The 16379-nt window shown below is 61.5% G+C and carries 12 protein-coding genes; 6 read left to right on the top strand and 6 right to left on the bottom strand.

Annotated features, from left to right (window positions below):
• Nucleotides 1-281: 281 nt before the first annotated feature.
• Nucleotides 282-1646 carry an NAD-dependent succinate-semialdehyde dehydrogenase gene (locus I6E60_RS02150; RefSeq protein ID WP_197178656.1) on the bottom strand — a complete coding sequence of 455 codons (1365 nt, stop codon included), beginning with the start codon at nucleotides 1644-1646 and terminating at the stop codon, nucleotides 282-284.
• Between the two features lie 164 nt (nucleotides 1647-1810).
• Nucleotides 1811-3346, bottom strand: a complete 1536-nt coding sequence (locus I6E60_RS02145; RefSeq protein ID WP_197178653.1) for a PucR family transcriptional regulator — start codon at nucleotides 3344-3346, stop codon at nucleotides 1811-1813.
• Between the two features lie 162 nt (nucleotides 3347-3508).
• Between I6E60_RS02145 and gabT the strand changes: the two genes are divergently transcribed.
• The 3 genes from gabT to I6E60_RS02130 all read left to right on the top strand — a co-directional run bounded on the left by gabT (nucleotide 3509) and on the right by I6E60_RS02130 (nucleotide 7854).
• Nucleotides 3509-4867, top strand: a complete 1359-nt coding sequence (gene gabT, locus I6E60_RS02140) for a 4-aminobutyrate--2-oxoglutarate transaminase (protein WP_197178652.1) — start codon at nucleotides 3509-3511, stop codon at nucleotides 4865-4867.
• 118 nt (nucleotides 4868-4985) lie between these two features.
• Nucleotides 4986-6452, top strand: coding sequence for an NAD-dependent succinate-semialdehyde dehydrogenase (locus I6E60_RS02135; RefSeq protein ID WP_197178649.1), 1467 nt, complete (start codon nucleotides 4986-4988; stop codon nucleotides 6450-6452).
• A gap of 265 nt (nucleotides 6453-6717) precedes the next feature.
• Nucleotides 6718-7854: a class I SAM-dependent methyltransferase gene (locus tag I6E60_RS02130; RefSeq protein ID WP_197178648.1), complete on the top strand. Its 1137-nt coding sequence runs from the start codon at nucleotides 6718-6720 to the stop codon at nucleotides 7852-7854.
• 189 nt (nucleotides 7855-8043) lie between these two features.
• Here I6E60_RS02130 and I6E60_RS02125 read toward each other — a convergent pair whose 3' ends face one another.
• Together I6E60_RS02125 and I6E60_RS02120 are read right to left on the bottom strand one after the other, a co-directional pair.
• Nucleotides 8044-8532 (bottom strand): hypothetical protein, encoded by a 489-nt coding sequence (locus I6E60_RS02125; protein WP_197178647.1) that lies wholly within the window; start codon nucleotides 8530-8532, stop codon nucleotides 8044-8046.
• A gap of 759 nt (nucleotides 8533-9291) precedes the next feature.
• Nucleotides 9292-10320, bottom strand: coding sequence for a YaaC family protein (locus I6E60_RS02120; protein WP_197178646.1), 1029 nt, complete (start codon nucleotides 10318-10320; stop codon nucleotides 9292-9294).
• Between the two features lie 488 nt (nucleotides 10321-10808).
• Between I6E60_RS02120 and I6E60_RS02115 the strand changes: the two genes are divergently transcribed.
• Complete coding sequence (locus tag I6E60_RS02115; RefSeq protein WP_197178645.1) at nucleotides 10809-11777, top strand: AAA family ATPase; 969 nt, start codon at nucleotides 10809-10811, stop codon at nucleotides 11775-11777.
• Between the two features lie 451 nt (nucleotides 11778-12228).
• On the top strand, nucleotides 12229-14262 hold the full coding sequence (locus tag I6E60_RS02110; protein WP_197178644.1) for a S8 family serine peptidase: 2034 nt from the start codon (nucleotides 12229-12231) through the stop codon (nucleotides 14260-14262).
• 134 nt (nucleotides 14263-14396) lie between these two features.
• Here I6E60_RS02110 and I6E60_RS02105 read toward each other — a convergent pair whose 3' ends face one another.
• Nucleotides 14397-14660: a ribbon-helix-helix domain-containing protein gene (locus I6E60_RS02105; RefSeq protein WP_197178643.1), complete on the bottom strand. Its 264-nt coding sequence runs from the start codon at nucleotides 14658-14660 to the stop codon at nucleotides 14397-14399.
• Nucleotides 14661-14730: 70 nt separating this feature from the next.
• On the bottom strand, nucleotides 14731-15543 hold the full coding sequence (locus I6E60_RS02100; RefSeq protein WP_197178641.1) for a shikimate 5-dehydrogenase: 813 nt from the start codon (nucleotides 15541-15543) through the stop codon (nucleotides 14731-14733).
• Between the two features lie 71 nt (nucleotides 15544-15614).
• On the opposite strand from I6E60_RS02100, the gene I6E60_RS02095 reads away from it, so the two are divergent.
• A complete protein-coding gene (locus tag I6E60_RS02095; RefSeq protein WP_197178631.1) occupies nucleotides 15615-16370 on the top strand; it encodes a hypothetical protein in 756 nt (251 codons plus the stop codon).
• Nucleotides 16371-16379: the final 9 nt, after the last annotated feature.

The raw sequence follows: 16379 nt of genomic DNA, 5'->3' as shown, positions 1-16379 counted from the left end.
TTTTCCTTCGAGCACGACGAGAAAAGGATCAAGTGAAAGCCCCTCTGTGGGTCGGGGTGATGGCCGCGGTCGGGGCCCTCGCTCTTATCCTCATGGCGGTTCTTATCGTCGTTCTTTTCCCGATCGATTAGGGCGGATTGAGCGTCGGCACGTTACTGGCGCCCGTGCAATTGCGGAGGGTGCAGAGCGTACTCAGCCGAGACGCCCTGATCAAGAATGCACGCAAAAAGCCCCGGTCGCGACTGCTCAATGCAGTGCGGCCGGGGCTTTTTACGCAGTAATTACGGGCGCTTAACCAGCTTGCGGTTCATGAACTCGTCGATGCCGTGGGCACCGAGTTCGCGACCGGTGCCGGAGTTCTTGACTCCACCGAAGGGCAACTCGGGAGCATCCGCCCCGACCTCGTTGATGTAGACCATGCCCGCGTCAATACCGTCAGCGAGGCGGTCGGCCTGGTCGGCATCCGTCGTGAAGACGTACGAACCGAGCCCGAACGGCGTCGCGTTGGCGAGCGTGATGGCTTCTTCTTCGCTGCTGACGCGGTGCAGCTGAGCGACCGGTCCGAAGAACTCCGTGATGTAGGCGGGGTTCTCGGGGCTGATGTTTTCGAGCACGGCGGGAGCGAACTTGGTGCCGTCGCGCTTGCCGGTTCCGACGCGCAATGTGGCACCAGCGGCGACCGCTTCGGCTACCTGCTCTTCGAGCCCCTTGGCGGCGGCGACTGAACACATCGGGCCGAGCTCGGTGCTCTCATCCATGGGGTCACCCACGGTGATCGCTCCCATGGCGGCGCTGAATTTCTCGGCGAACTCTTCGTAGAGCGAGTCGATGATGACGAAGCGCTTGGCACCGTTGCAGGCCTGGCCGTTGTTGTCGACGCGGGCGGCGACAGCAGCTTCGACCGTGGCATCCATGTCGTCGGTCGACATGAGGATGAAGGGGTCAGAACCGCCCAATTCGAGCACGCTCTTCTTGAGGTTCGCGCCGGCGGCGGCACCCACGATGGCACCGGCACGCTCGGAACCCGTCAGGGAGATTCCCTGGATGCGCGGGTCGTCAATCATCTTGGCGATTTGGTCGTTGTCAGCGAGTACATTTTGGTAGCCGCCGACCGGCAATCCGGCTTCGTGAATGAGGGCTTCAAGCGCCGCCGAGGACTCGGGGCACTGCTGCGCCGGCTTGACCAAAACGGGGTTGCCGAGAATGATGCTGGGGCCCGCAAAGCGAGCGATCTGGTAGATCGGAAAGTTCCACGGCATGATGCCCAGGACGGGGCCGATCGGGCTCTTACGAATCCACGCGGTACCGGCTCCGGACGGAATTTGCTCGTCGGCGAGGAACTCTTCGGCGTTGTCGGCGAAGTACCGGAAAATGTCGGCCGAGAACTCGACTTCGCCGACTGCCTGAGCGAGCGGCTTGCCCATTTCGCGAACGATAATTTCGCCGAATTCGGCGGAGCGCTCGGCGAGCAAATCGGCGATGCGCGTGACGATTGCGGCACGCTCTTTTACCTGATCACGGTTCATTCCGCCGTTGTATTCAGAGTGCGCTGCCGCGACGGTCTGCTCTATGACTTCATCACTCGCGGCGGGGTATGCGGTGCCCTCTTCGCCGGTGTAGGGATTGATCAGTTGAAAAGTCTTCATGAGAGGTTCCTCGCTGCTCGAAAAGGTCCGGCGACGTCGCCGTGAATTGTTCGTAGGCTACATCCGAAATCCTGAAAATTGGAAGTCAGAGTTTTTCGAGGTTGATTTGAGGTGCTGGCGCGGCGGACAAATCGGGGGCCGAGTGGGAGCCAGCTCGGCCGCGCTTAGGAGCCGGTCTCGCCGAGGTCAATCGCCGCCAACATCGCCCATAATTCGGCCCGGCCCTGGAAGGTGTCGAGGCTCAGATTGGTGAGCTCCGAGAGCCGCTGCATCCGCGTCTTCAAACCATGCCGATGGATGCCCAACTCGCGTGCCGCGGGATCCCACTGACCGTTGTGCCGCAGCCACACCTGCGCGAACCGCAGCAGCCCGAGGCCCTCGGTGGATTCGATGACGCTCGCGAGCCGGGCGTGAGCGATATCGGCGACCGAGCTCGACGCCAGCAGGCCGAAGAAACTCTCGCCGACGAGACTCGCGAACTCGGTGACCGTGGCCGGCGGTGATGCTTCGAGCGAGCGCACGGCCTGGGTGATCGCGACCGTGAGCTCGGGCCAGCCAACCTCGGCCGAGAGACCGACGGTGAGATCGCTCGCGGCAAAGAATCGACGTTCGGCGGCGAGCTGCTTGGCATCGATCAGCACGAGCAAGTGCCGCCCATCCGCCACCGCGAAAATGTGACTGTCTGAGCGCGCCGCCCGCCGCTCGAGCACGTCACGCACGCTCGCACTCGTCTCGCTGAGATCGAGGGCCGCGACCGCGAATCGGTCAGCCGGCAACTCGATGCCCGCCACCCGCACCGCCCGCCGCACGCTGTCGACCCGGCCATCCTTCAGCAGCTGGAACAACTGCTCCAGAATCGCCCGATGCCCCACCCGCAAATTCTCGGTCTGCTCGAGCGACACCTCGGCGAGCGCCGCCAACACCGTCATGACCGAACGCTCGAGCGCCCCAAATTCGGTGTCGCGAACCCACGCGATAGCGCCACACAGCCTCCCGGTGGAGCCGAGAGTCTGCACGACGCGAAACTCGCCAGCAGCGCCGTCGGCGACGCGCGCGCGACGAGCCCGACCCAGCAGATCGGTGACGGCCGCGTGGATACCGGGGGCGGCATCCGCCGATCGTGTCGGCTTGGGGCTGTCGCCGGGTTCGCTCACGAGCTCGCCGTCGGCGTCAAAAATCCAGACGCGGCAGCCGAGTCGTTCAGCGGCGACGGCGGCAGCGGCGGCAAGGCGGCCTTTGCCGACGGCGGCGCGAGCGATGTCGTTTTGGGCGGCGAGCGCGCGGTCGAAGCCGGCGCGCGCTTGTTCCGCTTCGTTGTCGGCGACGAGTCGGCTGATGGCGATGAACGGGATGCGGTACGGCACTTCGAAGAGCGGCAAGCCGGCCGTGGCGCAGGCGGCGACGAGGCCGGCGGGCACTCCGTGGGTGATTACTTCGGTGCCGAAACCGATGGCGGCGACGCCGGCGGCCACGAGCCGGGCGACGTAGGAATCGAAGTCGGCCTCGGCTGTCGAGTCGGCGTTATCGACGAATTGGCGACCGGTCGTGAGCAGCAACTGACCCTCCGACACGAATGGCGTCGGGTCGTTGAGGTCGGAGTTGTGCACCCACGTGACGGAGCGCTCGAAGGTCGTCGAATCGGTGAGCGGGCGCAGCGCGAGACGCTCGGTCGCGATGATCTCGCTGAGGGGTGTGGGCATGGCAATCCTCCTGCTGCCATTCTGTCAGCAATCGCCGCCCAAGCTGCCACTCTGTGACTGTTGCGCCGAGCATCCGGCCACTAGGTTGAACCCAACGTTTTCGCACGACCCGCGCGCCCTCGACGCGTGCGGGTCATCTCCACAGATTGGATCCCGGTGGCCATGTCTACTTCTTCCACCCCCACGGCCCCGCTCGGCGGCCCCTCGCTTCCGCAGAAGCGCGAACTCGTCACCGCCATTCCCGGCCCCCGCTCGCAGGAAATGCTGGAGCGCAAGAAGCAGGCTGTGCCCTCCGCGATCGGCATCACCCTTCCGGTCTTCGTCGAAGCTGCCGGTGGTGGCGTGCTTCGCGACATCGACGGCAACACCCTCATCGACTTCGGTTCCGGCATCGCGGTGACCGGTGTCGGCAACTCGGCCCCTGCCGTTGTCGAAGCCGTGACCGCTCAGGTCGCCCAGTTCACCCACACGTGCTTCATGATCAATGGCTACGAGGGCTACATCGAGGTCGCTGAGAAGCTCAACGAGATCACCCCCGGCACGCACGAGAAGCGCACCGCGCTGTTCAACTCGGGCTCCGAAGCTGTCGAGAACGCCATCAAGATCGCCCGCTACTTCACCGGCAAGCAGGCCGTCGTTGCCTTCGACCACGCCTACCACGGCCGCACCAACCTCACGATGGGTCTCACCGCCAAGTCGATGCCCTACAAGAGCGGCTTCGGTCCCTTCGCCCCCGAGCTGTACCGTGCACCGATGTCGTACCCGTTCCGCGATGGCGGAATCAGTGGCGAGGATGCCGCAGCCCGCGCCATCCTGCAGATCGAGAAGCAGGTCGGCGCCAGCAACCTCGCCGCGATCATCATCGAGCCCATCCAGGGCGAAGGTGGCTTCATCGAGCCGGCCCCCGGATTCCTCCCGGCACTCGCCGACTGGGCCACCGCCAACAACGTGATCTTCATCGCTGATGAAGTGCAGACCGGCTTCGCCCGCACGGGAGACCTCTTCGCCTCGAACCACGAGAACCTCGTTCCCGACATCATCGTCACGGCCAAGGGCATCGCCGGCGGCCTCCCGCTTTCGGCTGTCACCGGCCGGGCCGATGTCATGGATGCCGCCCACGTCGGCGGACTCGGCGGAACCTACGGTGGAAACCCCATCGCCTGTGCCGCGGCGCTCGCCACCATCCGCACCTTCGAAGAGTCGGGCGCCATCGAGCGTGCCCGCGAAATCGGAACCGCCTTCCGTGGCCGCCTCAACGGCCTCCGCGCCGGCGACCCGCGCATCGGAGATGTTCGTGGCCGTGGCGCCATGATCGCCATGGAACTCGTTGACCCCACCACGAAAGAGCCCGACGCCGCCCTCACGTCGAAGGTCGCGGCTGCAGCGCACGCCGCCGGCGTTGTCGTGCTGACCTGCGGAACCTATGGCAACGTCATCCGCTTCCTCCCACCGCTCTCGATCTCTGACGAGCTCATCGCCGACGGCCTCGACGTCGTGCGCGACGCTCTCGCCAACGCCTGATTCACCGCAGCGGGCACTGAGCGCGCGCTCAGTGCCCGCCCATGCGGCGCCAAGCCGAAGTTCAGCTAGCGCTGTTTGACTGACTCGCAGATTTCCCACCACGAAAGGTGCACACCGCATGACGAACTCCACCGAAACCCAGCTTCTCGAAGCCGTGCCGAACCAGCTCTTCATCGGCGGTGAGTGGGTTGCCGCAACAGGCAGCAAAACTCTCGACGTGACCGACCCCGCTACGGGCAAGGTCATCCGCACCATTTCGGATGCCTCGGCTGAAGACGGCATGCGGGCGCTCGACGCGGCCGTTGCTGCGCAGGACGCCTGGGCTGCGACTCCCGCTCGCGAGCGTGGCGAGATTCTGCGTCGCACCTTCGACCTCGTGCAGGAGCACCGCGACGACATCGCTCTGCTCATGACGCTCGAGATGGGCAAGCCTCTCGCTGAGGCCAACGGTGAGGTCACTTACGGCGGCGAGTTCTTGCGCTGGTTCAGCGAAGAGGCCGTGCGCATCTCGGGTCGCTTCGGCAACACCCCCGAGGGCACCGGTCGCATGATCGTGTCGCAGCGTCCGGTTGGCCCGTGCTTCCTTATTACGCCGTGGAACTTCCCGCTCGCGATGGCGACCCGCAAGATTGCGCCCGCTCTGGCCGCTGGTTGCACGGTTGTCGTGAAGCCCGCCGCGCTCACTCCGCTCAGCACTCTGTTCTTGGCGAAGCTGTTCGAAGAGGCCGGGCTGCCGGCAGGCGTGCTCAACATCGTCACGACCTCGAGCTCCTCTGAAGTCTCCGAGCCGATCATCGCGGACTCGCGCCTTCGCAAGCTGTCGTTCACCGGCTCCACCCCCGTCGGCAAGGCGCTCATCAAGCAGGCTTCCGAAAACGTTCTGCGCACCTCGATGGAACTCGGCGGCAACGCCCCGTTCGTCGTCTTTGATGACGCTGACCTCGACAAGGCCGTAGACGGCGCGATCGCGGCCAAGTTCCGCAACATCGGCCAGGCCTGCACCGCCGCCAACCGCTTCATCGTGCACAGCTCGGTTGCCGCCGAGTTCGCCGAGAAGGTTGCTGCTCGCGTTGCCGACATGAAGATCGGTCGCGGCACCGAAGACGGCGTCAACATCGGCCCGCTCATCAACGACAAGGCCGTGGACAAGGCCGACGAACTGGTTCAAGATGCCGTGAAGCGCGGCGCGACTCTCGTCTCCGGCGGCAAGCGCGTTGAAGGCGATGGAAGCTTCTACGAGCCCACGATCGTCTCCCACGTTCCCGCCGACAGCGACATCCTGCGCGAAGAAATCTTCGGACCGGTTGTCTCTATCGTGGAGTTCACCGACGAAGCCGAAGGCGTGCGCCTCGCGAACGACACCGAATATGGCCTCGTCTCGTATGTGTTCACCGAAAGCCTTGCTCGCGGAAACCGGATGATCGACGCCCTCGACACCGGCATGATGGGCCTCAACGTGGGCGTGCTCTCCAACGCGGCAGCACCCTTCGGTGGTGTGAAGCAGTCCGGCATCGGTCGCGAAGGCGGCTCGGAAGGCATCCACGAGTACCTCTCTACTAAGTACACGCTCGTTCCCAACAGCTAATGTGCAACTGCACCCCGTCGGCGCATCTCGAGGAATGCCCTCTGTGCATTGACGAGCCCCACATCACGCGCGGCTACAACTAGATTCCCGTGAGCGAGTGGCCCCACCTAGTGCCGGGGCTGCTCGCTTTCTGGGTTAATGGGCTCGGCCTGCGGTGCGCTGGGGTCGCTCACTTCTGCGAGCCGGGCTGGCTCAAGGCGCTCGGCTACGCTTGAGGCTCCGCCGCACACGTTGTTTGCGGTGCCGCGCCACCGAAAGAGTCCCCATGTCTGAGCACTTGTTCGCCACTCTGCGACGTTGGCCCGACGTGGAAGCCCCTAACCTTTTTGCGGTGGACGCCAGCGACCGTCTGATTCTTGATGAGGCCGCTCCGCAGTTGGCCGACATCCAACCCGGTGAGCTCGTCGTGATGGGTGACAACTATGGGGCACTCACGCTGGGCGCTGTTTCGTTGCACGACTGCCGCGGCATCCGCGTGTTTCAGGATTCGTTGGTTTCGGAGTTGGCCCTAGCCGAGAACGCGGGTGACCTTGCCCCGCACTACACGTCACACACCTTGGGCGCCGAGCTGCTGTCGGGCGCCCGTTTGGTGCTGATGCAATTGCCGCGCAGCTTGGCCGAGTTGGATGAGTGGGCTCAGGCCATTGCCCGCTTCGCGTCGCCCGACGTGGTCGTGATTTCGGGCGGCCGCATCAAGCACATGACGTTGGCGATGAATGAGGTACTCGGCCGTTCCTTCGATGACGTGAACGCCGGTCGTGCCCGCCAGAAGTCACGCACGCTCACGTCGCTCGGCCCGCGACGTGACGGTACCGAGGCTCGCTACCCGACGACGTCGGTGCTCCGCGAACCCGAGCTTCCCGTCGATGAGCTCACGGTCAGCGCCCACGGTGGCGCTTTCGCCGGGGCCACCCTCGACATCGGCACCCGCTTTCTCATGACGTTCCTGCCCGAGATGAAACCGGATGCTGCCACCGCCGTCGACCTCGGCAGCGGCACCGGAGTTCTCGCCGTCTCGCTCGCCCTGGCCCGCCCCGACCTGCACGTGGTTGCCGTTGACCAGTCCATTGCCGCTGTGGCATCGACCCGCGAAACGGCCGACGCGAACGGAGTCGGAGCGCACGTTGAGGCCGCGCGCGAAGACGCCCTCGCCGAACGGCCGACGGCCAGTGCTGATCTGATTGTGTGCAATCCGCCCTTCCACACCGGCGCCACCGTGCATGCGGGCGTTGCGTTGCGGATGCTGGCTGACGCCCGCCGCGTGCTCAAACCCGGCGGCGAACTGTGGGTCGTCTTCAACACCCACCTCGGGTATCGCGACTACCTGAACCGCACCGTCGGCCCCACCCGCCAAGCGGGACGCAACAGCAAGTTCACGGTGACGGTGTCGGTGCGCGGGTAGCCGTGGGGCCGCGGTCAAGAAATCGCCTGAGCGCGACGCTCGCGGGGCCGAGGACGAGCCACAAATTCTTGAGGCAGGTTGCGGCTCTCACTGGGATAGCCACGCTTCTCGTCGCGCACACAAGAGGCCCGACGGCACCGATTTTCTAGAATTCAACGAGTTTAAAGTTACAGTCGAATTGCGCGAAGGTCATTCAACGCTCCAGTCAGGGGTGACTTCAAGCTTTTCTCGAATGATGAAATATCGCTTTCGCTGCCGAATCTCATAATCATCATCCCCCCAACGGACTTTGGTAGTTCGGAGTAGCCCATAACGTTCGAGCTCTTGAGTGGCTCGAGTCCAAGTGTCGTCCGAGAGCCCATACTGCTTTTTCCGGTGGCCATCCATTAATTCACCATCTGGATGTTTCGAACCACCGTTGAGTTCGAGCAGCGCGAGCAATACGACGAGAGCGCGACCGCTTAGCTTGAGAATCCAAGCATTCGACCAAAGCGCGAGCGGAACGCCAATCCACCGGGTGCCATTGCCGTCCCATTCTTTACCTGAACCATCCGGGTGCAGAAGAAGCAGACCTTCTTTGCCATCCGCCAAGGGCGAAGTTGTAATCAGATTTTCTGCAAAAAGCAGCCTGATCGCTTCTTTGACCCGCCGTGGACCGGTGCCGGCGGGCAAGTTCATTAACCGAGCAAGAGATCGAGTAGGACGATTCGGCATCGTATATGGAGCTTTCGTAGCCTGCATCGCAAGCGTCATGTGAAGCTTCAGTCGGAGTCCGTCCGACCGAAAGAGCCGGGCTGCCATCGGAGCTCCATCTCCCAGCTTCACGTAAGCGATCGGGAAGTAGACGCTTGACTTGCGCCTCGACTTCGCCGTGGCACGATCTAGCGCTTCGATAGCCTCAGAGGGTACGTCCATACAGTGCTCCGTCGAAGTAGTTGACGACCTCAGCGGAGAAGCATGGGGTCCGGGGGTAACAGGTATCCATGGGGTATAAGAATTACTTCCCTTTAACCTACCGCAGGAGCCGCGTTAAGGCTCCGCCAAAAAAGAATTCAGATGCCGCACCAAACGTAAACTAGTACCGCTCAAACAGTAACCATACGCCGCCGATAATGCCCATAGATTTCTTTGCTAATTAGGCCTTGAACGGGGAGAGTATGACCGTCAAGCAAATACCCCCTCGTCCGCGAAGACAGGAGGGGGCACGCCAATTGAAAGGAGAACCCGATGACGGCAGGCTTCCGCGTTACTATCACCGCCACTGTAACTGGAATCACCATCACAATCGAGCCCTTGTAGCTCTGGGGGCGGGCTTCAAATCCCGCCCCCGCACTTAGGGTCTCCCGCTCTCAAAAAGGTTTCGCAGCAATGACACCAGGTTCTCAGCGTCCATTTGTCGGATGCTCCACATAAGCCACAGAACCCCCTTGCGGCGGGTTAGGTTCGAAGCCGCTCCATCTCGTCGACAAGGAGCTCGGGGACCGCTTCCATGGCCGTGTCCAAGATGAACTCGACCTTCGACGCAACTGGGCTTTGCGCCAACGACAGCGTCTCCATCCATTTACTCGGGGTGTACCTTGCGAGCATCGAGAGGGCATACAATACGAGCCACCACGCCATCAGGGGGCGGAGCGGCCCGCAGCCAGCTGCCGCACACGGCAGAAGCACATTGCTGCCTCGATAGACAGTTGAACCTTTCAAAATTAGCGTTCCGTGGGTTTCTTCCAGAAAAGACTCTCGACTCGGAACAGTCACGAGGCAATACCCTTCATTGTGGCTCCACCGGATCTCGTCGCCCACGGGACTCGCACTGAAAGGCGCCAGTGCGGGATATTTCCCAAACAACGCGCCAACTTCGCCGGCATTCATCCGTCTTCCGGCCACTGAACCGGGGACTGCCACCTCGATATCGACCGGGAACGAAGTCGAGGCGCCGTACACTCGCACGTCATGCAAAGGCCGTGGATAGCCCTCTGGCTCACGAAACGCCATCGTATAGTCGACCAGCTGGTTGACTAGTGCGCCAAACGTGATGGAGTCAAACTTATGAGGCGAGTCCGTTGCGAGCGAAACGCGTGAAAACAGATCGCGATGATTAGTTTGCAAATTTATTGGTGCGTCCCACAGGCCCTTTTGTAGGCCCACGCTGAACTTGATCCCATGACCACTTCCCTGCCATTGTTCGCCTGCGGCACTCCCAAGGCTTTTCGAGCCAGCAGCGATGGCGCGGCCCGCTTGCGAAAGCCCATAGAAAAGGTTGAGCGCTCGGCTCTCATAGCCAATTAGTGGCGCAGCGGCGAATTGCTGTTGACCTTGTTCCAACGCCATATGAAACTCGTCCCGTCGGGAGCGATCCGCACGCAATATAGTACCTAACGAGCCGGTCAGTTCCGCACGAATAGAGCGAATCTCTCTCCATGCCTCAACTGCGCTCATAGTGCCCATGGAGTATAAAGTTTTTGCCATGCCCCAACGGTAAGGGTTGTCCGTGTTTTCAGGCCGTGCGCGCAAGCCAAACCTACGACCGCTCCGGGCGGCGAATCCGCCATCAGCAGAAAACCGGCAGGGAGCCCCTGGCCAGTAGCCACACCACATTTCTAACAGCTGTTTGGGCGAACCCTCAGAACACGACGCTGGCGAGCGGAACAGCGCCATGAGTCACAAGAACGTCTGCGCCAATTCATACTGTCCGCGATCTGCCCAAAATTGTCCGAGCACGAGGCTAAGATGTCCATATGCAGCACTTTTCTATCCTAAAATCTCTCCTCCGTGTCGCTTTAGCGCACGATAGCGACCCGCTGCGCCATCAAATCGAACGGCTTGCCACAGCAATGTCAGATGCGGGCGATGAGCGTGACGCCGCCGCATTGGTGAAAATGCTAAACAATCGCGAGCGGTCGGCTTCTCTCGCGCCAAGCCGAATTAGGCGAAGCGCCGTTTCTCTCGGGGAACGCATGACTTCGAGCGTCCGCGTTCCCGTCGATAAAGACTCGGCTGCCCCACTCGCCACCGTCTACATGCCGGAGGTGCTCGATGCGAGACTGCCACTTTTTCCTGCATCGTTGCAAGAAAATATTGATGCTCTTGTGCGTGAATGGGCAAAGTCCGACGAGTTGCTCAACGCCGGCTTGAATCCATCGCAATCGCTTCTAATCTACGGCGCGCCAGGCACAGGGAAGACCACCGTAGCGATGTGGCTAGCCCAGCAATTGCAGCTTCCCGTAGTCGTCGCTCGCTTGGATGGATTGATCAGTTCTTTCCTCGGCAACACCGCTCGGAACCTTGGCTCACTATTTGACTTTGCGAACCGGTACGAGTGCGTACTCGTGCTGGACGAGTTCGACGCGATCGCCAAACTCCGCGACGACCCAAACGAAGTCGGAGAAATTAAACGCGTAGTGAACGCGCTTCTCCAGAACATGGACGGGAGGGAAGGAAAAGGAATCACCATCGGCCTCACAAACCACGAAATGCTTCTCGACCCCGCGATATGGCGTCGATTTGAGGTGCAACTTGCGGTCCCGCTACCAGGCCTTGAGCAACGGATTGTGATCGCAGACAGGCTACTCGATGACGGACTTGCCGCTGAGGCTAAACTCATCGCCTGGCTCTGTGACGGTGCTTCCGGAGCCGAAGTTCAAACGATGGCCATGAAGTACCGCAAACGTCGGCTGCTCCGCGATGATCCTGAATCTGCGCCCATCGAAACAGCGCTGCAAGTAGCGCAATCTACTTCAATTCGCGTCGAGTCTGATCGTAGGCGCCAGATCCAGCTCGATGAAGCACCTCTAACCGTAGAGCTCGCCACCGCTGACGGGCTTTTCAGTCACGCCGAGCTGGCGCAGCTTTTCAAGTGCAGCACGAAGACGATTCAACGACGTCTAAGCGACTCGATAGGTGAGGGTCCGAGCGATGGCAAATGAACCCGTACAGATCGTCTTAAACCCACGGGCGATAAATATTGACCGTGAGCGCACGCCTCCGGTGGGTAACGGGCGAGATTTTTTCCTTGGTCGCGACAAAGAGTTTGTTGCACATCGAGAATCATTACTGGAGTCCATCAGAGAAATAATTGCGGCGCTCGATGCTGAAGGACTCGGCCTCGGGCACGTCATAGTCACGATGGCACCTCGAGCGACGGCAAAGTCACATCGGCCCCAGAAGAAAATCTTCCGCTCCCGTTGGACTCCGCACGTGGCGACCGCAGACATAGGTGAACCGATTTTCGCGGCGACCCCAACAGCGCTTCGACTCGTCCTGAGCGCGATTGAAGAGGCTGAGGCAGTCGTAGAGATGCGGAAAGATACCACTGGTCGGTTGCGACCGGCCCCCAGCCGAAACCGATGCGAGACATCCGCAGTCGAGTCGATCACTTTGTGGTCCGATGAAAACAAGCGGGCCTTCAGCGCGGAGACCGGCGCGGCATGGGTAAGCCGGCCCGGTACAGGCGGCGCTTACTTAGTCGAACTGTTTCGTCGTTCCAGCGCTACCCATGATCGGACTCTCGCCGAAGCCCAAGACTTCGCGCTATCAGAACTTCGTTCGTCCCTCATTGCTGTTGGCGTGAGTGCCGAGATGCTCGGCAAAGCCGGATCCCTCGTTTTGCACACGCGAGTGACGGCGGATGGAGATGCCGGAGCGCTAACGTTCGAGCAATCTGACACAGACAGGAGACTCGAACGCTTTCAAACCGCAGGCAGCGTCGTCAGTTTTGAGCCGATGGTTCACCACAAAGCGCTGAGAGCCATAGAAGCTAATCCGATGGTCCGCCAGATTGTTCTTCCACCGATTGTCACACCATCGGCCTCGTCATCATTCCCCCTCGGGCGCTCTGCTCCCGTAGCGATTTTCGAACGCGACCAGTCGGAACCAGCTTCGGCCGTCGGAATAATCGACGGTGGTGTCAGCGATACAGCTGGTCCGTGGATCGGGGCCCGCTGGGGGCAGCTTGCCGAACAGGATCGCGAACTCAAGCATGGCAGCTTTATCGCCGGACTGCTCATTGCCGCTGGAACACTCAATTGGTACATCAACCAACCCCACGGTTGCCGAATCTTCGACATCGATGTGCTGCCCGACGATCCCGCGCAAACCGGCTTGCCGTTTGACGGCTACTATCCCGGCGGTATTCCGGACTTCATGGACGAGATCGAAGCTGCCATCGAAGACTTTCGCCGAAACCATGGGGTCCGAGTTTTTAACTTCAGCATGAACTTCACTGCCCCAGGTGAGCGAGACCGCTACGGATACGTCGCTCGTCGCCTCGACTACATTTCCGCCACTTATGACGTGATCGTTGTGATCTCAGCGGGCAATTTGTCCTCAGCGCAGTTTCGAACCGAGTGGTCGTCAGACCACACAACGGCGCTCGCCAGCCTAGTGAGCGACACTTCAGCGGTCCTCGCCGAACCAGGTGAGAGTCTTTACAACGTTTCCGTGTCCGCCCTCAACCCGCCAGGTCTCGACAATCAAGTTCCTTTTGCTCTGGCACGTTATAGCAAGCGAGGCCCCGGGCTCAAGGGCGCGATCAAGCCAGATTTTGGACACGTCGGTGGCTCGGGGTCTCCTACCCCGGCAGAAGGGTCTGGACTAATATCTGTGGACGAATTTGGCACGCTCATCGCAGAAGCCGGCACGAGCTACGCGGCACCTCTTGTCGCGCGCGCGCTTGCCGACCTTGACTCACTCATCGACGGTGACGTTTCAAGGGAGGTGCTCCTCGCCCTCCTCGTGCACTACGCACGGACACCGGAACTTTTCGGCCACAAGGACTTTAAGCGTGTGGCACGAGATCTTGTCGGATTCGGAGTGCCCATCTCTGCCGAAGAAATGCTGCAGCGAGCGGACTCCGAGATCACCCTCGTAGTGAATAGCATTTTGCGTCCGAAAGAGGACGCAGAACTTGAGTTTGTCTGGCCCGAGGCCCTCGTTCGCGGCGGAAAGTGCCGTGGGGATGCGCGGCTCACCGTCGTCGCCAGACCGCTGCTCGCTTATGAGCACGGCGCCGAGCGTGTCCGAATGAACGTAGGAGCCCGATTGATGCAGCAGCAACGAGATGGAGGCTTCCGCAACCGCCTGTATCCAGTGAACGCTCCTCGTGACGGCTTGGGAGATCCGCACGCAGAGAAAGAACTTATAGACGAAGCCCTTAAATGGCAGGTAGTCAAGTCGTTCCACAGACGAATGACCGGTGTCGGCTTCTCGTCGAATTGGAAGCTTGCAGTTGACTACCTGCCACGGTTCGATGAGGATCCCCCCGAATCCGGTGTCCAGTTCGCCGCGATTCTGACGATCGCAGACCCCACAGGCGTGGCGCCCGTATTCCAACAGATGCGGCAGGAATTGGTCCGACAGAACATCGAAACCGGCGACATTCGCACCAGTGTGCAGACACGAACCCGGGCGTAGCGGTCAGGCCCCGACGCTTCGGAACATGCGCGCAGGCGAATCATCATCAAGGTCTTCGATCCAGAGCGCCCATGTCGCGGCGTGGACTGAGTCTTCCGGACGAACACCGTGCTTGAGCGCCGAATCGTGAACTTTCACGCGACGTACGAGGTGAGCGCGTCGCGGATAGCCTCCGACCGCGTCTTGTGTTCGAGTGCCGCGCGGGCGTCGATCGCGGCAAGTTCATCTGGAGTGAGCCGAAGCGCCACAACCTGCGAAGGCTCGGCACCTCGTCCGGGGCGGCCACGTCCACGCTCTTTCAGCTTGGCGACGTCATACCCGGCCTCCGCTCCAGCCGCCCATGCAGCGATCTGCTCCTCCGTGACGGGAACTCCGTTTACCGACTCACCTGTACTCATACGTTTAATGTATTACGAAATTGGGCCATCGACGAGGGAAGAGTGTAGCGGGCCAGCCTCAGAACGAGCCCTACTCCCGCGAGAACGCCGAAGCACGCGCGATCTGCTCGGGCGCCAGCGTGACGCCGGTGTAGCGAACGAACTGCGCCGCGGCTTGGAGTGCGATGACTTCGGCACCCGTGATGACGAGCTTTCCGGCATCCCGAGCGGCCCGAATGAGCGGTGTCTCGGCCGGGAACGCCACCACATCGAACACCGTCTGCGCGGCGCGAATGTGGTCAGGCGTGAACACGAGTTCGTCGGCGGCGTCTCCCGCCATCCCGAGCGGGGTCACGTTGACGATCACCGCGTGGCCCGGCTGCGGGTCGACGCTCACGGCGCGGTAGCCATACTTCGCGGCGATCGCTTCGCCCGCCTCGACGTTGCGCGCGAGCACGGTCACGTCAGCAAAGCCGGCACCGTGGAAGGCTGCGACGACCGCTTTGGCCATGCCACCCGATCCGCGAACCAGCACCGACACACTCGGGTCGAGCTGGTGGCGGGCGATTAGGTCGGCCACGGCCTCATAGTCCGTGTTGGATGCCGTGAGCACGCCGTCATTGTTCACGATCGTGTTCACCGACTCGATCGCTGCGGCCGAGTGCTCGACAACATCCACAAGCTCAAGCACTGCCTCTTTGAACGGCATCGACACGGAACAGCCCCGGATGCCCAGGCCGCGGACTCCGGCGATAGCATCCTCGATGTTGCTCGTCGTGAACGCTTTGTAGATGAAGTTCAGGCCGAGCTCTTCGTAGAGATAATTGTGAAATCGCGTGCCGAGGTTCGAGGGTCGTGCGGCGAGCGAGATACACAACGTCATGTCTTTGTTGAGGATCGGCATTGACCCATTATGGCCGCGAGGAAAGTTGAGATTAAGCCAGCAACCCCTCACCGTCGTGCGAGACTGAGGCTATGCGAACCCATGCCGTGCTCCTCGCCGCTCTTTCTCTTCTCCTCAGCGGGTGCAGCATTCTTGGCTTCGAGCCTTCCCCCACGACCACCTACACCGACGCGACGGGCACTGAGGTCACGGTCGATTGGGTCAACTATCCCGCGCACGAAGGAAACGACGGAGAAAAGCTGCTCGAGTATCCGGATCAGGCTGAGTTGGAATCCGGCGCTCGTGAACTGGTCGAGCAGCTGCGCATGGTGATCACCGACTCGTCCGGGCTCGCTCTGACATCCAGCGAACCCGAACAGGACTGGTTCGCCGACAAGAACTGGTATCCCCAGTCGGGCAATGGCTACGGTGGAGAATCGATGCTCATTACGGTCAACTGTTGCGATTTCACCTCAGACAGCGTCCCTGAGCCGAACGAGTGGCAGCGGGTTCTCGACGCTGCCAGCCAAGTCACGCAGGATGCGGGGCTCGGCAACTTCGTGCTCGACGATGTGCCCGAATGGTGCGCCGACGCCGGTGACGAGTGCTGGCGGTGGACCGGAACTGCGACCGACGGCGTTCAATGGGTTTTCATTAAGATCGACGATCTTGCGTTAGACCCGACGGGCGATTCTGCGCAGGACGCCGAGGAATTCGATTGGCCGTTGGCCAGCATTAGCTTCAGCTACGGTGCCACGGTTGTGCGGACCGGGCAGAGCGATGAGTACGCCGATGCCTTCAGCCCGTTCCTCGGCCTGAAGCAGCCCTCGGCTACATCTTCCGACTAACGAGCAAAT

Source organism: Salinibacterium sp. SWN167, from assembly GCF_015864665.1.
GTDB lineage: Bacteria > Actinomycetota > Actinomycetes > Actinomycetales > Microbacteriaceae > Rhodoglobus.
The sequence above is the reverse complement of the archived record's forward strand: the minus strand, read 5'-3'. Positions and strand labels throughout refer to the sequence as shown.